This is a genomic window from Protofrankia coriariae (assembly GCF_001017755.1).
Lineage (GTDB): Bacteria > Actinomycetota > Actinomycetes > Frankiales > Frankiaceae > Protofrankia > Protofrankia coriariae.
This window is the reverse complement of sequence record NZ_JWIO01000001.1, coordinates 126,980-145,273: the sequence shown is the minus strand read 5'-3', so window position 1 is coordinate 145,273 and position 18,294 is coordinate 126,980. Positions and strand designations below refer to the sequence as shown.

Annotated in this window: 14 protein-coding genes; 3 read left to right on the top strand and 11 right to left on the bottom strand. The window is 70.0% G+C overall.

Going from position 1 to position 18,294, the window contains the following annotated elements; translation table 11 throughout:
* Positions 1–28: 28 nt before the first annotated feature.
* Positions 29–997, top strand: a complete 969-nt coding sequence (locus FrCorBMG51_RS00615; protein ID WP_047221196.1) for a 4-hydroxy-3-methylbut-2-enyl diphosphate reductase — start codon at positions 29–31, stop codon at positions 995–997.
* A gap of 195 nt (positions 998–1,192) precedes the next feature.
* On the opposite strand, the gene FrCorBMG51_RS00610 is transcribed toward FrCorBMG51_RS00615, so the two are convergent.
* On the bottom strand, positions 1,193–1,528 hold the full coding sequence (locus tag FrCorBMG51_RS00610; protein ID WP_157180337.1) for a hypothetical protein: 336 nt from the start codon (positions 1,526–1,528) through the stop codon (positions 1,193–1,195).
* Positions 1,529–3,142: 1,614 nt separating this feature from the next.
* Entirely contained in the window at positions 3,143–3,376 is a 234-nt protein-coding gene (locus FrCorBMG51_RS30230; RefSeq protein WP_047221193.1) for a hypothetical protein, read from the bottom strand.
* On the opposite strand from FrCorBMG51_RS30230, the gene FrCorBMG51_RS33365 reads away from it, so the two are divergent.
* Complete coding sequence (locus tag FrCorBMG51_RS33365; RefSeq protein ID WP_420848552.1) at positions 3,273–3,989, top strand: acyltransferase; 717 nt, start codon at positions 3,273–3,275, stop codon at positions 3,987–3,989. The two genes, FrCorBMG51_RS30230 and FrCorBMG51_RS33365, sit on opposite strands and share 104 nt — an antisense overlap.
* Before the next feature lie 1,643 nt (positions 3,990–5,632).
* Here the strand turns inward: FrCorBMG51_RS33365 and FrCorBMG51_RS00590 are convergent.
* The 9 genes from FrCorBMG51_RS00590 to FrCorBMG51_RS00550 form a co-directional block, all read right to left on the bottom strand.
* A complete protein-coding gene (locus FrCorBMG51_RS00590; protein WP_086055170.1) occupies positions 5,633–6,799 on the bottom strand; it encodes a glycosyltransferase family 4 protein in 1,167 nt (388 codons plus the stop codon).
* A 128-nt stretch (positions 6,800–6,927) separates the two neighbouring features.
* Complete coding sequence (locus FrCorBMG51_RS00585) at positions 6,928–7,731, bottom strand: hypothetical protein (RefSeq protein WP_047221192.1); 804 nt, start codon at positions 7,729–7,731, stop codon at positions 6,928–6,930.
* Complete coding sequence (locus FrCorBMG51_RS00580) at positions 7,728–10,187, bottom strand: glycosyltransferase family 39 protein (protein WP_052914185.1); 2,460 nt, start codon at positions 10,185–10,187, stop codon at positions 7,728–7,730. Before FrCorBMG51_RS00580 ends, FrCorBMG51_RS00585 begins: the two co-directional genes overlap by 4 nt.
* A complete protein-coding gene (locus FrCorBMG51_RS00575) occupies positions 10,177–11,391 on the bottom strand; it encodes a glycosyltransferase family 4 protein (protein WP_047221191.1) in 1,215 nt (404 codons plus the stop codon). The genes FrCorBMG51_RS00580 and FrCorBMG51_RS00575 overlap by 11 nt, the downstream gene beginning before the upstream one ends.
* Entirely contained in the window at positions 11,388–12,605 is a 1,218-nt protein-coding gene (locus tag FrCorBMG51_RS00570; protein WP_086055169.1) for a glycosyltransferase family 2 protein, read from the bottom strand. Before FrCorBMG51_RS00570 ends, FrCorBMG51_RS00575 begins: the two co-directional genes overlap by 4 nt.
* Positions 12,596–13,522, bottom strand: a complete 927-nt coding sequence (locus FrCorBMG51_RS00565) for a glycosyltransferase family 2 protein (protein WP_047221190.1) — start codon at positions 13,520–13,522, stop codon at positions 12,596–12,598. The genes FrCorBMG51_RS00570 and FrCorBMG51_RS00565 overlap by 10 nt, the downstream gene beginning before the upstream one ends.
* 1,263 nt (positions 13,523–14,785) lie before the next feature.
* On the bottom strand, positions 14,786–15,229 hold the full coding sequence (locus FrCorBMG51_RS00560) for a DUF6542 domain-containing protein (RefSeq protein ID WP_235433215.1): 444 nt from the start codon (positions 15,227–15,229) through the stop codon (positions 14,786–14,788).
* A 254-nt stretch (positions 15,230–15,483) separates the two neighbouring features.
* The gene (locus tag FrCorBMG51_RS00555; protein ID WP_086055168.1) at positions 15,484–16,857 is read right to left on the bottom strand and encodes a DNA recombination protein RmuC; all 1,374 of its coding nucleotides are present in this window, start codon (positions 16,855–16,857) and stop codon (positions 15,484–15,486) included.
* Between the two features lie 171 nt (positions 16,858–17,028).
* Positions 17,029–17,775, bottom strand: a complete 747-nt coding sequence (locus tag FrCorBMG51_RS00550; protein WP_047221188.1) for a DUF4232 domain-containing protein — start codon at positions 17,773–17,775, stop codon at positions 17,029–17,031.
* Between the two features lie 357 nt (positions 17,776–18,132).
* Here FrCorBMG51_RS00550 and FrCorBMG51_RS30220 point away from each other — a divergent pair.
* The coding region (locus tag FrCorBMG51_RS30220; RefSeq protein WP_235433214.1) for a GTPase at positions 18,133–18,294 on the top strand (162 nt) is incomplete at its 3' end.

The window sequence follows — 18,294 nt, the reverse complement described above, 5'->3', positions numbered from 1 at the left end:
CGCTGCCGGGCCGCGTAGACTCCGGGACATGGGGCGGATCCTGCTGGCCAATCCGCGCGGGTACTGCGCTGGTGTCGACCGAGCGGTACAGACGGTCGAGAAGGCACTGGAGCTGTACGGCGCTCCCGTCTACGTCCGTAAGCAGATCGTGCACAATGCCCACGTCGTCAAGACGCTGGAGGCAAAAGGCGCGATCTTCGTGGAAGAGACCTACGAGGTTCCTACCGGGGCGACCGTGGTGTTCTCCGCCCACGGCGTCGCACCGACCGTCCACGAGGAGGCGAGGTCCCGGGAGCTGCGAACGATCGATGCCACGTGCCCGCTGGTGACCAAGGTCCACGGTGAGGCGCGCCGGTTCGCCAAGGAGGACTTCGACATCCTCCTCATCGGCCACGAGGGCCACGAGGAGGTTATCGGTACCACGGGCCAGGCGCCCGACCGCATCCACCTCGTCGACGGCGCGGAGGACGCGGAGGCTGTCCGGGTTCGGGACGAGTCCAAAGTCGCCTATCTGTCCCAGACCACCCTGTCGGTCGACGAGACCGAGGTCACCGTGCGGGCGCTGCGCGAGCGGTTCCCGCTGCTGCAGGGGCCGCCGAGCGCCGACATCTGCTACGCCACCCAGAACCGGCAGGTGGCGGTCAAGGAGATCGCCAGCCAGGTCGAGCTCATCCTGGTCGTCGGGTCGCCGAACTCGTCGAACTCGGTACGTCTGGTGGAGGTCGCTCTCGACCACGGAGTGCCCACCGCCTATCTGGTGGACAACGCCGAGCAGGTCGACCCCGCCTGGCTCGAAGGGGTCGAGACGATCGGCGTGACCAGCGGGGCATCCGTTCCCGAGGAACTGGTCACGGAGGTTGTCGCGTGGCTTGCCGAACGTGGTTTTGACGACGTCCAGCAGGTGACGTCGGCGGAGGAGCATCTGCTGTTTGCCCTGCCGCCCGAGCTCCGCCGGGAAATCCGTGCCCGGGAGCGGGCGGCCAGCGGTAGCCAGTAAGCAGTCAGTCGGTAGTCCAGTAAGCAGGCCAGCAGGCCAGTAGCCAGGCCGTATCCGGCCGGTTGTTGGCTGTCGGTTGTTCCGGGCGTGCCCCGCGGATGAATCCGCGGGGCACGCCCGAAATTTTTCACGGACATTCATGCGCGTCCGTACGTCCCCGAGTGGCCTACGGCCGTGAGCCGGGTGCCGGGCGTTTCACCGGGCGCTGTCGAGCAGCGCGACCGGATCCGCGCAGAGCAGGTCCACGGCACGACGTACGACATCCTGGTCGAAGATGCTCGCGTGGAAAGCCACCGTGACGTACACGTGTCCGTGCAGCTCGGCGAACTGGAAGGTGACATAGTCCGGCTGGCGCTGGGTTGTCGCCGACAGGTAGTAGGTATCCGAGGTGTCGCCCCGCCACGGTAGTTTCTCGAATCCGCGCAGCCGTCCGAGATGATTCAGGACCAGGGACGGACGTGCCGGGAAGGGCGCCCGATCGCTCAGAGCCGCGATGCGGCCGACCTGGGCGAAGCCGGTCAACAGGCTCATCGTGGCCAGCGTACGCCCGTTCGCGGTCGCGGACTCCAGCGCGGCCGACACGGCCACCGGATCATGGGCGTCCGTCGGCTCGACGTAGATTCCGATCGTGAAGTTGCCGTCGAGCCGGCGGCCGGNNCGTCGAGCCGGCGGCCGGTCGGAAGGAATTTCCGGTTGTCGACGACGGTGTAGAAACCGCCGGCCGCCGGCCGCATGCCCGCCGCTTCCACCGCTGCCCGGACCGCGGCGAAAACCACCATCGTCCGGGTGACCCCGGACGCGTTGCGGACTTTCCACTTACGCAGGTCAGTGAGCGTGCTCCTGGCGAGGACCCCGGAAACCACGGTGAAGTTCGGTTGCCATGGCCGGTGCTGTGTCCCGGCGTCCGGGCCGGGCGCGGCCGGGCGCGGGGTCCGCAGCGTCGCGAGTACCCGCCCGGGTTTCCGGCCGTAGTACTCGCCCAGGGCGCGGGCCAGGGGAAGCCGGGTGGACGGCCGGTGCAGGCTCAGTGGCGGACGGCCTTCCGCGGCAGCCAACAGCAGCTCGGCGCCGGTGTCGAGGCCGAGCCGGGCGTCCCCGAGCGGATGGGACAACGACATCGCCAGCGAGTCACGGCCGACCGCGATCCGAAAGGGGATGTCGTCGACGTGTGCGTCGTACTGCCGTATCAGTAACCGTTCCGGCCCGCCGTCGTCGACGCTGTCATCGAGTGCCGTGACCATCCGCTCACAGTGGCTGTCGAGTTCGTGGCCCGTCACCGGGCGCCACCGGTGGTAGCCAGGATCGGGCCGGCGGAACAGCCGGTGGTCGGGAGCGATCCAGGCGAGTTCCCGCAGGGTCGCGCGGACCGTGTCGACGTCGGGTAGGTCCAGTGGCCCGGTGACGAAGACGGAATGGGCGCCGATCCACATTCGGTCACGTCCGGCCACGCGCTGGGACCGTGTTCTGCCTGGCATCGCCGATTTACCTCCGGTGTGGTTGTCCGCCGTCCTGCCAGCAACGCCGCCGTCCGCTCAGCGGGGGGACGCGAACTACCTGGCGGTGCCGTTTTGACGGGAGAACGACATGACTGGTGTCGTTATGTGTCCGGTCGACAACGGATACAGGTTTCCGTCGGCGGGCCGGGTATCCCGACGCCGACAACTCGTCCCGAAGACAAACGGACATGCTGGCAAACGAACATGTTGGCAAACGAGCATGCCCGGTAAACGGACACGGTCGGCAAACGGACATGGCGCCGCGCGCCGCGCCGCCGGTGCCGTTGACATCCTATCCCGCCGTATCCCGCTGTATTCGGTCGGTCAGCCGGCACGGTGATGGCATCCGACCAGCGTTCATTACTTTGAGTGATTGAATCGCTACTATCGGAGCGATTGTTTGGACGGTGGATGGGGTGAGACCGCGCCGCGAACCCGCGCCGCGACCGGTGCGCGTGAAGGAGACGGCTGTGCGTCGTGAAAAGCTCTGGGAGCAGCTCAGACTCGAGTTCTGGATGCTCGTGCGGGGAACCATCGTCAATGGCATAGGCGGGTCTTTCCTCGTCCCGCGTCCGCTTCGCTTCCTGCTCTATCGTCTCGGTGGCGTGCGGACCAGGACGAGGAACATCCTGCTGGGCTCCGTCGTCGGTCATCGCGCGGGCTTCGCCCGCGGATCAGGGATGGGCTCGATGTGTTTCATCGAGAATTCGGCACCGGTACGGATCGGTGAACGACTCAAGATATCACCCCAGGTCACGATTCTGACCTCCACGCATGACGTGGTCAATGGTGAGGTCAGCAGCGAGGTGGTGGCCAAGCCGGTTGTCATCGGGAACGACTGCTGGCTCGGCAGCAGGGTGATCGTGATGCCTGGCGTGACCATTGGCCATCATTGTGTGATTGCCGCCGGCTCGCTGGTCAACAGGGACTGCAAGCCCCACGGGCTTTACGCTGGATCGCCCGCCCGCCGGGTTCGCGACCTCGCCCCGGAGGAGGCCACTGCCCCGCGGGAAAACCCCGCCCCGCGGGAGAACCCCGTCCCGGAGGCACTCGCCGCATCGCTGACGTCCGTTACGGTGCCTCCCAGTGCATACGCTGTCTCCCAGCGCACCAACGCCCTCGGCTACCGCGTCCACGGCCGCGAAGCCGTAGCCGGAGCACGGCTCAAAGCGCCCGGGACAGCTGTTTGCGATCAGGCTGTTCCCGTCATTCGGGCTGGTTCTGCCGTGACGGCCGATGGTGGTCGGTGCTGGGGGGCGGGTGGTTGGCCAGGGCACGCCTGGTGGACGGCCGCAGACGCACGGTGCTCTCGTCCGGCAGGCGCTCCAACCGGCTGGGCCGGTGCCAGATGGAGATGGTCCGCTCGTGCGTACGGCGAGCCTCGCCGCTGGTGCTGTCCGTGTTGTCGATGTAGCGGGCGAGGTCTCGTTCGTCGATCGGACGGAGCAGCTCGAGCGGGTAGAAGCTGGCGGCCATTCGCCGGTACACGCCGGTGAGCGGTTCGGTGGTGTTCGCCCGGGGGCCGGCCACCGCGATCGTGGCCCTGGGCTCGCGCCAGACCACCGCCAGCGGTGGCAGGGTGATCACGGCTTCCAGCACCACCGCCAGCAGCCAGCCCCAGCACAGGCCGTTCACCCCGCCGAGATGGCCACCGACGAGGGCGAAAACAATCTCCATGGCGGTTCCGGCGCCGACCACTCGCAAGGCGGATCCCAGCCGTCCCTGCACCCGCCGCAGCGAGACATAGTGATCTTTGATCACCAGGGGTACCCCGGCGAGCATCATGATCCGGAACGCGCTGACGGCCACCCCGCTGGTGTAGGCGCCACCGAAGATGGTCATGACAAGACTGGCGCAGGGCGCCGCGATCAGGAAGGTGGCGACGGCCGCCACGAGTCCCAGCGGCAGGGTCGAGCGGATCTTCGCCAGCGCCTGTTCCTCGTTCTGCCCGGACTGTGCGAACACGGCGATGGCCAGCGCGAACGGAATGATGAAGAAAAAGGTCGCGGCAAGGCGCGCGGTCGTGAAATAGGCGGTGTCCGCGGCGGTCGCGGCGAGCGCGGCGAGAATGGGCAGCAGCAGGGTCGGCAACTGCAGTGCCAGGTTGAGCAGGTGGTGCCCACCGGCTTCCTTACGCATCTCCCGCAGCTGTCGGAGCCCGGCGAACCGCTGGCGGGGGGTGGCCGCGGCGCCAGCGCCGTCCGGTGACCGTTCCTCCGGCGCGGGCCGGCGGAAGTAGCGGTAGCAGACCGGCAGGGACAGGGCCATGCCGGCTACCCAGGACAGGTAGAGATCCAGCCCGGACGTCCAGCCGATGACCACGAACACCGGGATCAGCCCGAGCTTGACCACCGACGTGACGACGTTGCGGACGAACTGTACGGCCCCCCGCGCCGCCGACAGCAGCGCGAAGTCCAGGGTGGAGGTCACCGCGAACAGGACGACCCCGACGCAGAACAGCACGGCGGCGGGCACGCTTGAGCTGACCGGGCGCAACGTCTCGGACAGGAACGGAGTGACCCCGGTCCACACCAGCGCGAGCAGGCCGGAGGTGACCCCGACAACGGCGATGGATGCCCGCATCAGCCGGAGGCGGTCCGACTCCCGCTCGACCGTGGGGAGCTTGGCCATCAGCAGTGTGCCCAGGCCGAGTATCCCGACGGAACCGAGGACCGTCATCGCCGCGATGGCCGCCGACCCCACCCCGACCTCGTGGACGGCGTAGGTGCGTGCGGCCAGGGACCAGAACACCGCCCCGAGGACGGATGTCACGATCTGCGTCCCCACCATGGACATCGCGATCGCCAGCAACTGCGCGAGACCGGCGTGACCGTGCCTGGTCTCCTCCGGCGGTGGGCTTTCGGCAGCCCTCGCCACGGGCGCGGTCGCCATGATGTCGGTCGTGATGCCTGCCGTGGCAGTGCTGCCCACGGTGATGCCGCTCACGGTGATGTCGTTCGCGGGCGGGCCGGCGGTGGCGCCGCTGTTGACGCCGACGATGTTCCTGTCAGCATTCCTGTCAGCGCGGTTCCCGTCAGCGCTGTTCATGGCGGTGTTGGCGCGACTGTCCCGTCCACCGTGCTGATCATCACTGCGGGTGGTCCCGGGCGGGTCGTGTCCACTGGCGGACGATGGCGCGTCATGCGTGGGCACGGTAGGCGTCTGCGAGCGCGCCGGCGCAGTCGTCCCAGGTGGGCAGGTGCGTGGACGGCGTGCCATGGCCGCTGGCCCCGGCCGGTGCGTTCCCGGTGTTCCCTTCCGCGGTCACCTCCGCTCCCGCGGTGGTCCGGGCGGTCAGGTGACGGAGCAGGGTCGCGGCGACCGTGCGCGGGTCCGCCGGGTCGTCGACCCGTTCGGCCAGGCCGCGGTCGGCCAGCTCGCCGAGACCGGTGCTGGGGGCGACCACGACCGGACGTCCGAGCGCGACCGCCTCCATCACGGCAACCGGGTGGGCCTCGTACTCGCTGAGCAGGGCGACCACGTGTGCGCCGGCCAGCAGGTCGGTCATGGCCTGGCGTTCGGCCGGCGGGACGAAGGTGAAGCTGACCTGGTCGGCCACGCCCAGCCGGGCGGCCTGGGTCCGCAGTTCGTCCTCGTAGGGACCACGTCCCACCAGCACCAGCCGGGCCCGCGGTTCCCGCTCGAGCAGGGTGGGCAGCGCGGCGATCAGGTGGTGCTGGCCCTTGTACTTCTCGAACCGGCCTACCGAGACCACGGTCGGCGCGTCGGCGTCGGGCCGGATGTCGGTGGTGGTGCTGGCGGGCTCGACGCCGTTCGGGACGACCCGCAGCCGGTCGACGGCCACCCGTGCCAGCCGGGCGAACATATCCTTCTCGAACTCCGCGACGCACACCACCTGCCGGGCGCGGCGCAGCAGCGGGCCGAGAGCGCGCCACTGGGCGCCCCGCAGCCGGTGGCGGATGGCCGACGAGTGGCCGCCGGTGTGCGGGCTGACCAGGTAGGGCGTGCCGGCCGCGAGTGCGGCGGTCATGGCGATGACCGGGACGGCGGTGTGCGCCCCCTGGCAGTGCACGAGGTCATAGTAGCCACCGCCGACCGCCGCGCGGATACGTGGAGCGACGTAGTAGTCGCGCTCCCGTGGCCAGGCGGGCACCCGCCGCACCCGGATCCCCTCGACCACCTCGACGGGGGGCCGGCTGCCGTCACGATCGGTGGTCAGGACGTCCACCCGCAGGCCGGGCATGGCGTTCAGCCGTCGGGCCGTCTCGTAGACATGCGTCTCGATCCCTCCCATGTCGGGGAAGAACCGAGGGGTGACCTGGAGCACGCGAAGTCGTCCGGGCACGGTTACTGCTCCCTCGAGGTGGCGAACGCGGGTGTCAGGGCACGACACGTCGGTAGCGGGTTACGGCTGTGCGGGTTACGGCCGGTTGGGCCGGAATGCGGGCGGGACGCCATCGTAAATGCTCTGAGTCACGGGATGGTTATCGACTGTATGATTTTTTCGCCGGCGAGCAGGTGGATCGTGGTCGGGGCGGGAACCGCCGCGTTCTCCACGGCTACGTCGACCTTGTCCCTGTCCGGTGCCAGCGGCGTCCGCCAGTGCCGGCCCACACTGTTGATCACCTCCAGTGCGAGATCGCCGCTGTCGCTGTCGGCCCGGGTGACGGTGACCGCCAGGCCCGACTGGGTCCGGACGGCACCGAGCGCTGTCACCGGCTCGTTCGTGGTCGTCTCGTCCGACCACCACGACAGGCCGATCGCCAGGGCGAGGATCAGGACCGGGACGGACACCAGCAGCGCGGCCCGGCGAGGGCCCGTCCGCCAGCCCCCGGCCGTCCAGGCAGCCGGCCGCCAGCACTCCACATACCAGGGCAGGCGCTCGCGGAGCCGGACCACGACGGTGGCCGGCCGCAGGCCGCCGACGGCGGCGAGGGCCACCGCCACGGCACCGAACAGCAGGTCGTAGGCGAGCGGGTTGCCGGCGTGCCCGACCGCGGCCACCACCAGCGAGCCGACCATCAGCCCGGCGACGGTGAGCAGCAGCAGCACGGCGATGTTCGCCGGGGGATCCGACCGGGAGACGAGCGGGGAGCTCACCCGAGAACCGTCCGCCGCACGGTCGCGCTCACCGGAGCCGTGCGCGTCGGGGCTGTCGTTGCCGCGGCTGGTCCCGGCTCTGGCGCTCCGGGCGAGAATCGCGTGCAGGCCGGTAACGCCGAGCGCGAGGATCGCGATTCCGAGGACGGTCTGTGCGAGGGCCGCCACGGCGCTCACCGGGTACCTCCCGCGGGCTGCGGTGCCGCCGGTGTTGCCCGCGGGGCTGTTGCCTGCGGGGCTGGAGACGCTGCAGCGGCTGCCGCTGGCGCTGCTGCCCCGAGGGCGGTGACGTCGTATATCTTCACCGGCCCGTTGTCGTAGACCTTCACCGAGCCCCGCTGGGTGTCGAACTTCGCCAGCATCGCCGCTGTCAGCCGGGTACCCATGGGTGCCTCGCCGTTCTCCGTGTAGAACGTCTCGTGCGGGAGGCCGTCGGCGAGCCGGGTGTCGACGATGACGTACTGGATGCGACCGACCGCGATGACCGCGCGTTCGTAGTCGCCGAGGGTGGTGCTGAAGTAGAGCGGACCGGCGCTCGCCCCGCTGGCCAGGCCGGTGACGAGCCACTGGCGGCCGATGCTCATCAGCCAGGTCCCGGTCTCGCGGTCGCCCGCGATCCGGCTGCCCGCCGGCAGCTCGGTGTTCGCCCACCTGGTGGCGGCGACCACGTACGGGTCGATGGAACGCCCGTCGGCGATCACCAGGTAGGGCCCGGGCATCCGTGACCAGTCCGCGCCCGAGCCCAGGACCGTCCCACCGATGAACACGAAGATCGCGAAGGAGCCGGTGAGCCGCCGCAGGAACGCCTGCCTGGTCGCGCGGCGGGTCGCCAGGTAGCTGGCGACGGTGAGGCCCAGCACGGCGGCGATGCCGAGGTAGACGAAGGTGGACAGGCGGGCGGACAGCTCGGCTGTGCGCGGTGTGACAGTACCCGCCATCGACAGTGGGAACGCCAGGTGCATCAGCCGCAGCAGCCGGTACAGCGTCGCCTGCCGGCCGTCGGTCTGCGGCCGGAACCTGAACGGGCCGAGCGGGACGATCGACACCGACCACAGCAGGGTGGTGCCGAGCAGCGCGACGATCTGCCAGGTCGGGGTGGGCGTGCCGGCCGAGTCGGTGAACATCTTGCGGCTCTTGGTCTCACCGCTGGCGACACTGCCGGCCTGGTGGAAGCTTTCCGACAGGATGGGGCCCAGATAGTCGCGGAGCATCGAGATGTTGACCAGCGCCCAGCCCACGGTCGCCACCAGCCCGACCAGGGTGACACGGGCGAGCACCCTGCCGTCCGCGCGGTCCCGGCGGGCGAAGGCGCACAACGTCCATCCGGCGAGCAGCCCCACGGCGATCCAGCTTGTGATGTGGTGGGTCAGCGCCAGCGCGACCCACGTCATCACGACCAGCACGCCCGTGGTGACCCGCCCGTACCGGGCACGGTCGACGACGACCAGCAGGAGCAGCACGGTCAGGGCGATGGCCAGGGTCTGGTAGGCGAACTGCGCGTTGAAGAAGAAGAACTGCGGGCTGCAGGAGTAGATCGCCACCCCTACGCCGGCCGCGTAGGCGGACCGGCTCAGGCGCTCGATCAGCAGGAACAGGCCGTACACCAGCAGGACGCGGGCCAGCAGGACGACGCCGATCACGGCCACCTGGTTCGGCACGCCGAGCAGTTGGACGACGGCGTTGGTCAGCAGCTCCAGCCCTGGGAAGCGGGGGCTGACCGGCAGGCCCGGATGCGGGGTGAAGACACCGCCGGTCGCCTGCAGGTCGAGCAGGGTGCGCAGGTGCAGCAGCTCGTCGAACTCGCGGACGGCGGCGATCTGGGTCAGCTCGAAACAGAAGTAGAGGCCGACACCGAGCAGCACCGACACCCGCAGCCGTTCCCGCCGGGAGGTGTCCGTTCGCAGCAGGCGGGCCACGCCGGCGACGAAGACCGTGATCATCCCGGGCCAGAGCAACGCGGTGCCCACGTCCGGATGCCCACGACGGCCGAGCGCGTAGGACACCGCGACCAGCAGCACCCCAGCGGCCATGACGGTCGCGACGGCGCGGGACCGGTCGGGACTGGTCAGATCATGACTGGCCAGGCCCGCGGTGACGGGCCGCGCGACCGGATGCCCGTCGACGACGGGGACATCGGCCGACCGTGTGCCGGCCGGGTCGTCCCGGGACGCCGGCGCCTTCCGCCGCGGCCGCCACGACCACCACGAGCGCCAGTCGAGTAACGGCCCGCGGTTCGTGCCGGTGCCGCCGACCGGCTCGGCGGCCGGCCCGGTGACCGGTTCGAGGAGATCCGCCACCGGGTCGCGCGTGACCACGGTCGTGTCGGAGCCGGTGGCATGCGCGGCCGGTGGCTGTGTGCTCTCCTCCACCCGGTCATTGTCGTAGACGCCGTGTCTCGCGTGGGCGACGGATCCGACGGTGTGCCCGGGCACGAACTCCGTGATGACAGTGGTGTCGGCACGTTCCCGCGGCCCGCCTCCGCCCGTCGGCACGGCGTTGTCGACCGTGCTGACGCGGGTCGTGTCGTCGTTGGCCGTGCTGTCCGCGCTGGGTGTCCGGGATCTGGCGGGCCGGGATCTGCCGGGCCGGGCCCTGATGATCCGGGTTTCGGTGGGCCGGGATTCAGTGGGCATGGACCAGGTCTCGGTAAACGGCCTCTATGCGCGGTACCACCTCGCCGGCGGTGAAGCTCGCGGCACGGTCGCGGGCGTGCCGGCCGAGCCGTTGCCGCAGGGACGGGTCGGCGAGCAGCAGGTTCATCGCCGCGGCCAGGGCTGCCGGCTCCGATGGCGGGACGACGACGCCGTCCTCCCCGTCCCGGACCATGTCCGCGATGCCGCCCATCCCGGTCGTGACGACCGGGACACCGGCGGCCATCGCCTCCAGCACCACGGTGGGGCAGGGATCCGGCCAGATGGACGGGACGACGGCGAACGCGGCTCCGGCGAACGCCTGCATGATCTTTTCGTGGTCCCATGGTTCGGCCACGACGACCCCGGCCGGCAGGCGGTCCGGCAGGTGGGGCGTGCGGCGGCCGACCATCAGCAGCGGCGGGCGGTCGGCGGCCAGCCGGGCGTAGGCGTCCAGCAGGATCCCGACGCCCTTGTCCCGGCTGAGATCACCGACGTACAGCAGGTAGCCGCCCGCGGTCATACCGCCGGGGACGGTGTGCGATCTGGTTTCCAGCAGTTCGTCCGGGATGAAGTTCGGGATGACCTCGAAGGGTATGCCGCCGGCGGCAAGGTCGCTGTGTCGGGCGACCGCCGAGCTCACCGCGATGATCCGGTTCAGGGCGAGCCGGCGCAGGGCACGGCCGCCCTGGTTGCCGGCGACCGTGGCGAGGCCGACCGGCCCGCCGTAGTGGTCGTGGGCGCAGCGGACGCACCGTCGTGGCGACGGGCCGGCGCACACCTGCTGGCCGAGGTACATGAAGCGCTTGGTGGCGCAGACATGGCTGTAGTCGTGCAGGGTGAGCACCATCGGCGCGCGGGTCGTCAGGCGCAGCGGCGTGAGGCTGTTGACGATCCAGTTGTGCGCGTGGATGACGTCGGGGCGCTCCTCGACGATGACGCGCCGCAGCGCCCGGGCCACCGCCGGGTCCGGCAGCGGCGGCGCGTAGAGCCGGTCGCCCTCCCCGTACAGGAAGGGCAGCGACGCGGTGATCGGCCGGACGGTCCGGACACGCATCCCGTCCCGGGTTGCCGTCCCCGTTTTGTCACCGAAGGTGACCACGGTGACTTCGTGACGGTCGGCCAGACGCCGGCCGAGATTGTGGACGTGTCGTTCCTCACCGCCGACGATCGGCGGGAAGAACTGGGCAAGTAGAAGGATCTTCACGAGGTGGGTCCTCCGGCCGGGCGTGCCTGGCCGCCCCTGTCGTCGGCCCTGTCGCGGCGGGCGGCGACCGGTTGCAGCAGGCGGCCGTGCAGATATCCGGCGGCCGTGAGCACGAGCCCCGAGACGATGCTCGCGGCGCCGCGGCGCCGACCGGGGGTGCGCATGTCGCGCCAGACGGCGCGGGGGAGCGTCCGGTACACGTAGGTGCGTTCCGTGGCCAGGGCGTCCGCGCTGCCGACCTGCCCCGAGATGATCGCCTTCGACCGTCCCTCGGCATAGCAGCGTTTGCGGAAGTACGTGAAGGAAGCCCGTGCCGGCGTGACGCGGTGGTGCACCAGCGCGCGCGGCTCGTAGAGGATGGTCGCCTGTGGGTCGGCCTGCCGCAGCCGGATGCCGAGCTCGGTCTCCTCGCACCCCAGCGGGGTGGACCCGATCCGGCCGATGCCGTCGCTGAAGCCGCCGACCCGGTCGAAGACGCTCCGGCGGAAGGACATCGCCGCGCCGATGGGATTGCGGACCGGCTGGGCGGAGGTGGGCAGGCCCTCGTAGCTGCAGCCGACCACCCAGTCGAACTCGGGGGGGAACCACGCCGGCCGGCCCGGAGCCGGCCAGGTCGGCACGGCGGCACCGCCCACACCCTGCACGGTCGGCTCCACGTACGGGGCCAGCAGGTGCTCGAGCCAGTCGGGTGCGCCGTGGGCGTCGTCGTCGAGGAACACCACGATGTCACCGCGAGCGGCCCGCACGCCGGTGTTACGGGCCGCGGACAGACCCCGGGCGCCGGTGTTCGCGAGCACCGTCACCCCGTCGAAGGTGGCCCGGGCGCGGGCGAGCAGGGCGTCGTTGTGATCGACGACCAGGATGATCTCGTGCGCTGCCGTCCGCTGGTGGCGGACGCTCGCGATGGCGGCGACCAGGTCGTCCCAGCGCTCGAGGGTGTACGCGCAGATCACCACGGACGCGGCCAGTGCCGCCGGGGGCGCGCTGATCTGCGCTTCACCGTCCGCGGGCCGCGCCGTTGCGGCGGGTCGCGCCGTGACGATCCCGACGGGATGGGCCTGTGCGGGGATCACCGGGGCCGGCACGGCAGCCGTCGCACCGGCGGCTGCNNNNCCGGCGGCTGCCGTGCCGGCCGCCGCCTGGGAGGGGCCGGAGGCTGGATGTGAGTCGTCGGCTCCGCCCGGGGTGATGCCGGTGGATGCCGTCACGCGCATTCCACCTCGGAGCCGACCACACCCACGGTGCCCATAGCGCCCACACCCGCGTCAGCTTCGGAAACCTCCAGGCGGACGCCTTCCGGGGTCTCACCGCGTGCCTGCTGGGGCCGCAGGACGGTCAGGTTCGGGCCGACCGCGGTCGCCGTGGACCAGCGCGGTACCAGCCTCCGCCGCCGGCCGCGCGAGCCGCGGGATTCGACCAGAATGGTGCGCAGGACCCGCAGGCCGTCGGAAAAGGCGTTGAGGTTGCTGACTCCGTGAATACGGGGGTGCTCGAAGCTCGGGACTTCCACAACACGCAGCTCGGCGCGGGCCACCCGCATGTTGATAACGGTCTCGACCTCGAAGCCGTCTCCCCATTCATAGGCGTCGGAATGGTCGCCCGGCTCCAGGCTGAGGGCGGGCAGGCAGTGCCGCCAGAACGCGTTGTAGCCGTAGCAGAGGTCCGAGTACCGGCAGTCCAGGAAAATGTTGACGAGGCCGCTGAGGAAAGAGTTGCCGGCCCGCCGCATACGGGTGATGTCGCTGCTGCCGCCACCGTTGATGAAACGGGATCCCTTTGCGAAGTCCGCGCCGGCGGTGAGGGCCCGGACGAACTCGCCGATCTCCGCGGGGTCGGCCGAGCCGTCGGCGTCGAGCATGACGATGATGTCGCCGCTGGCCGCGGCGAAACCGCACGCGAGCGCGTTTCCCTTACCGCGACGGGTCTGGTTGACAATTATGATGTCAGGACGCAGCGACTGCGCGACCGCGACCGTGTCGTCGGTCGATCGGCCGTCGACGAGGACGATTTCGGCGTCGGCGGGCAGGTTCTTGAAGACATGCGGAAGATTGCGCGCCTCGTTGAGCGTCGGAATGATGACGCTGACAGTCGGAATCTTGATAGTCGTCGATAGGTCCGAGCGTCCGGACACCTGTTCCCCCCAGTAACTGGATGTCGGGATGCACCGTGGGCCAGGTAGACCCGAGCCGATGTGGTGCCCCCAGTTCGCTGTCGGCTTTTTCCCTGCGGTGATCGCCGTTTCAGTAGTTTGATCCGGCGCTTCCTGACGGCCTGCTATGACTGTCGTCGCATGTCCCCCCCGGGCGCAGGATCGACAGCCGTCATCACGAGTCTATTGCGTCATCTCCTGCCGTTGGACGTTCGTGATCTTCTGGTCGGCCAAAGGTGCCGCGGATCAGTGTTCCGCGAGCGGGCGGGAGCCGCAAGGACTGTATGGCCGCCGCTGTTGGTCACGGTGATCGCCGAGGCACTCATGATCCAATTTATTGACGATGATCCAATTGATTGACGAGAGTTCGCGGTCAAGAATTTAGCATTGCCCATGGAGGGAGTCTCGGTCGGACGGTACACAAAAATATTGTTTGCATGTTGTTTACAAGTTGTTCATTTTTGCGTGACGGAAGTTCTGGAAGCGAATCACGATCTACTGAAATTGTGACAACGATATTGCTCGGCGTAGTTTAAATAACTAAGAGTAGCGAGATGTTGGCACGGAGTTCTGATGGGGCAAGGCGCTGGGCAAGGGCCCGGGTCGCCCCGGTTGTCGCCGCCCTCGGATGTCTACACAAATTCCCCTCGCGCCCGTATGCCTGGTGTCCGGATGACGACAATGCGTTGTCCTGATCTTACATTCCAGTTCGCTGCTGGATTCTTGTGACGAATTTCACCGTCACCCGCGGGATCCTTTGCAGTCTATGTCGGCCCGCCATCTGAATAACGTGTTCCAGATAACGTGCTCCAGCTATTTCTGTCAGCAGGACAATTATTATGATATTTTTATGCCCTGGCAGTCCGGGGGTCGGGAGGTCCAACTGGGTCGGAGTCGGTGGATCTTCGTATCGGGCGGGCCGCGCCCCGACGGCCGACATCCGTCGGGTCCGGCCCGGCTAAGAACGTGGGTGGGCGCGGGAGAAGGCAGGGCACGGGCAGCGTCCGCAGTCCGACCCGGGGCGGTAATGCCGGTGGTCGGCACGAGAATGACCACAGCGGCAGGTTGCCCACCATTGGGCCAGGCAGCCTCTGGCGGATCTTCGACCGCGCGGACCGCCGCCCGCGCCGAGCGCTGCCTGGTGGCACCGGCGTTCCCACAGTCCGCGGTGTGCATCTACGAGCACACTGAAAACGGTACCGGATATCTGTCCGGTACCGTTCCGGCGAGCCGTCTAGCCGGTCGCTAGCCGGTCGGCCGGCTGCGATTCCCAGGTGGCCTGAGGTTTCGTTCGTGTACGCGCCGGGTAACTCGCGCGCGTCGCGCGCGGACCGCGGCGATGAGGACAACGGCCGCGAAACCCAGCAGAAGGACGGGAGCTCGCAGAATCAGGTCGGATCCGATATTGATCGCCTTGCTCTTCAGCCCACCGCCGCCGTCGCCCGACGATCGGGTGAATCCGACACCAACGGCGATCAGCGCATAGACCAGCGGTGGCGCGATGACGATCCCAAGGAGGTCGTCGGAATGCACCCGGGCGGCGGCGAGGATGCAGCCGGCGACGAACAGGACGCCGAAGGCGGCTCCCGGGGAGCCGGACAGCGCCACGTCGATGGCCGCGCCAACCGTCCCGGCCAGGATGAGCAGGAGAGCCGCGCCGAGCACGGTCAGACCGCGTCGGCTGCCCATCACCACGGTGGGTGCCTCGCCGCCGCGTCGGCCCTGGGCACGCCCGCGCCGAGCGTCTGGTGGGCCGACACCTCTGGCGCGGCCGGACGGACCGGTCGACGAACGACGAGGTGGCGAGTTCACTTGGGCAAGGTACCGCCCGGCGTTGCCCCAGGTGTCACCGGCGAGTGTCGTTATCGCGCGGGACAGCCGGGCGTATCACTTTCAGTGCTATCGCTAAAACTTTCGGCGACCTTCGGTACTCCTCGGTGGCATCATCCGGGCGCACCACCCGCCCTGCCCGCAAGTTCGGTCGCGGACAGGGCCCGTACGCCGGTTTCCACCGGCGACGGTGTCGCCAGGACGTTTTCCACCACCTCCATGGCGGCGAGCCTGCGCGCCGGCACCAGTACGCGGCTCTCCAGGGATCCCACCGCCGTGTTGAAATCGGTCACCGTCCGGCTGAGTGAACGGCCGAGCCGGTCGACATGCTCACCGAGGGTGCCGAGGCGGGCGTAAAGATCCCTGCCCAGTTCGAAGATCTCCCTGGTCCGGCTGGTGAGCGCCTCCTGGGTCCACGCGTGGGCGACCGTGCGCAGCATCGCGATCAGAGTGGTCGGGGTCGCGATGACGACCTTTTTCGCGGCGGCGTGCTCCAGCAGCGTCGGGTCCTTCTCCAGCGCCGGCGCGAGGAACGCCTCGGCCGGCACGAACAACACGACGAACTCCGGGCTGGTGGCCAGGTGCCGCCAGTACGCCTTGGCGCCGAGCGCGTCCACGTGTGCTCGCAGATGCCGGGCGTGCGCGGCCAGCCGTTCGTCCCGGAGCCGTTCGTCGCGGGCCTCGGTGGCCTCAAGAAAGGCCAGCAGCGGCACTTTGGCGTCCACGATGATGTTCCTGCCGCCCGCGAGATGGACGACCATGTCCGGCCGGCGCACGCCGTCCTCGGTGCTGGTGACCGGTTGTTCGGTGAAGTCGCACCGGGCGACCATCCCGGCGACCTCGACCACCCGGCGCAGCTGCATCTCCCCCCAGGCGCCGCGGGCCTGCGGCTTGCGCAGCGCCGTGACCAGCGCCGCGGTCTCGGCCCGCAGGCCCTCGGAGGCCCGTTGGACACCGCGGACCTGCTCGACGAGGCCCGCGTACGCCTCCACCCGCGAGGCCTCCAGCTCCGCGAGGCGCTGCTCCATCCGGCCCAGCGTCTCGCGCAGGGGGCCGACGAGGTGCTCGACCGCAGCCCGCCGCTGCTCCAGGTCGCCGGTGGCGTGGGCGCCGACCTCCTGCAGCCGGGCCGAGGCGAGCTCGAGAAACTGCCGGCTCGCGCCCTCCAGTGCCTGTGCGGACAACGCCTGGAACGCCTCGCCGAGACGCTGCTGGCTGCGCTCGACCAGGCTCACCCGTTCGGCCGCGGACCGCCGCTCGTGGTCGAGCGCGCTGCGTATCCCCGCGAGGTCGACCTCGGCCAGCGCGGCCCGCTCCAGTGCGGCGTGCTCGGCCCGGCGCAGCGCCTCCAGCTCGCGGGCCGTCCGGCTGTGCTCGGCCACGAGCGCGTCGAGCCGGATGTCGCCGGCCCGGCGGCCGGCCGCGAAGCCGCCCCCGGCCCCCAGCAGCAGCCCGACGAGAAAGAACAGCACGGTCGTGGCGTCCATGGTGCACAGGCAATCACGGACGTCCGACACTTTTCCGGAGGAACCGCCGGCCGGCCCCGAGCGTCCCGGCGGCGACCGGCTCGCCAGCGGCCGTCAACGGCCCCGGATGGCGCCCCCCAGCCGGCTGCGCCGACCGCGACCGTCGTGGCCACCGCGATCACGGTGGCCCACTCAGGTGCCCGCCGCGGCACCGGGGACGACCGGATGCACCCGGAAGTTGCCACAGAACGTGACCGACTGTGGCAGCTCAAGGCTGTCGGTGTCACCCGGCGGTGTCACCCGCAGACCGGCATAGGACGGACAGGTCGTCTGGTTCCCGGACGGGACGACCGTCCACTCGACGCCGGCGGAGGCGCTGCCGTTCGGCTCCAGCACGACACGCCGCTGCTCGGTCACCGGGAAGATGGAACCGACGGTGCTGCGGGCGGCGTCCGCGGTGTCCTGGCCCGTGGCGTCCCGGGCGGCCACCCCCGGATAGCCGGTGAGGGCGCAGGCGTCGCGCGTCCTGTTCGTGAACACGATCACCAGGCCCTGATGGCCCATGCCGCTGCCACCGGGGGGTGGGGCGGTCGACAGCTGCAGGTCCGCGGCGGCGCACCGGCCCGGGACGACGCCCACGCCGGTGCCCCCGGTACCGGGGCCGGTGGCACCGGGCACCGGTGTGTCCGTCGACGCCGCGCCACCGGCCCTCGGCGGGGAGGACGGGCTCACCCCGGTGGCCCCTGGACCCGTGCCGTCCGCGCCGGCGCAGGCCGCGCACGCCGCCGCGAGCGCGAGGACGGTCAACGCCCGCGCGACGGCCCTACCGGCCCCGCCGCTTCCGACAGCCTCGTCGCCCTCGTGGGCCCTGCCGCCATCATTGGCGCTGTAGGTCTTGTGGGTCCCGCCTCTGCCGGTCTCACCCAGGACGAGCTTCATGCGCCTCACCCTCCCGCCATGCCACCAGCAGTTACATCTCTTCGATGTTGTCCTTCAGTGGCACGGGAGGGAAGACGGCGGCACACAATGGCACGGACGGAAGCGGGAGCCTCGGACAGGCAGCGGTCCGAGCGGGTCGGCCGGGGAGCCTCCGGACGCTGCCGGACGAGCAGCCGTGCCGCCACCGACGGCCGGAAAGCCACCCGCCGCCGGACGTCGCGGGACGGGCGGCCGGTCCCGGCCCGGCGGACGCGGCCCTGTCCGCCCGGCCCTGTCCGCCGGGGTGGTCAACGGCCGACGGCCACCGGCGGTCGGCGGCCGACAGGCGACGCGGTCGGCACCGTAGACTGCGACCCCATGGGCTTGTCGATCGGGATCGTCGGACTACCCAACGTCGGCAAGTCGACCTTGTTCAACGCGCTGACCCGCAACGACGTGCTGGCCGCGAACTACCCGTTCGCCACCATCGAGCCGAACGTCGGCGTCGTCGGGGTCCCCGACCCCCGCCTCGACCGGCTC

Excerpts from the sequence above, each read along its gene's own strand:
- FrCorBMG51_RS00560 (WP_235433215.1), bottom strand. The coding sequence starts at position 15,229 with ATGGGCAGCCGACGCGGTCTGACCGTGCTCGGCGCGGCTCTCCTGCTC.
- FrCorBMG51_RS00610 (WP_157180337.1), bottom strand. The coding sequence starts at position 1,528 with ATGAGCCTGTTGACCGGCTTCGCCCAGGTCGGCCGCATCGCGGCTCTG.
- FrCorBMG51_RS30230 (WP_047221193.1), bottom strand. The coding sequence starts at position 3,376 with ATGGTCACGCCAGGCATCACGATCACCCTGCTGCCGAGCCAGCAGTCG.
- FrCorBMG51_RS00550 (WP_047221188.1), bottom strand. The coding sequence starts at position 17,775 with ATGAAGCTCGTCCTGGGTGAGACCGGCAGAGGCGGGACCCACAAGACC.
- FrCorBMG51_RS00615 (WP_047221196.1), top strand. The coding sequence starts at position 29 with ATGGGGCGGATCCTGCTGGCCAATCCGCGCGGGTACTGCGCTGGTGTC.
- FrCorBMG51_RS00555 (WP_086055168.1), bottom strand. The coding sequence starts at position 16,857 with ATGGACGCCACGACCGTGCTGTTCTTTCTCGTCGGGCTGCTGCTGGGG.
- FrCorBMG51_RS00580 (WP_052914185.1), bottom strand. The coding sequence starts at position 10,187 with ATGCCCACTGAATCCCGGCCCACCGAAACCCGGATCATCAGGGCCCGG.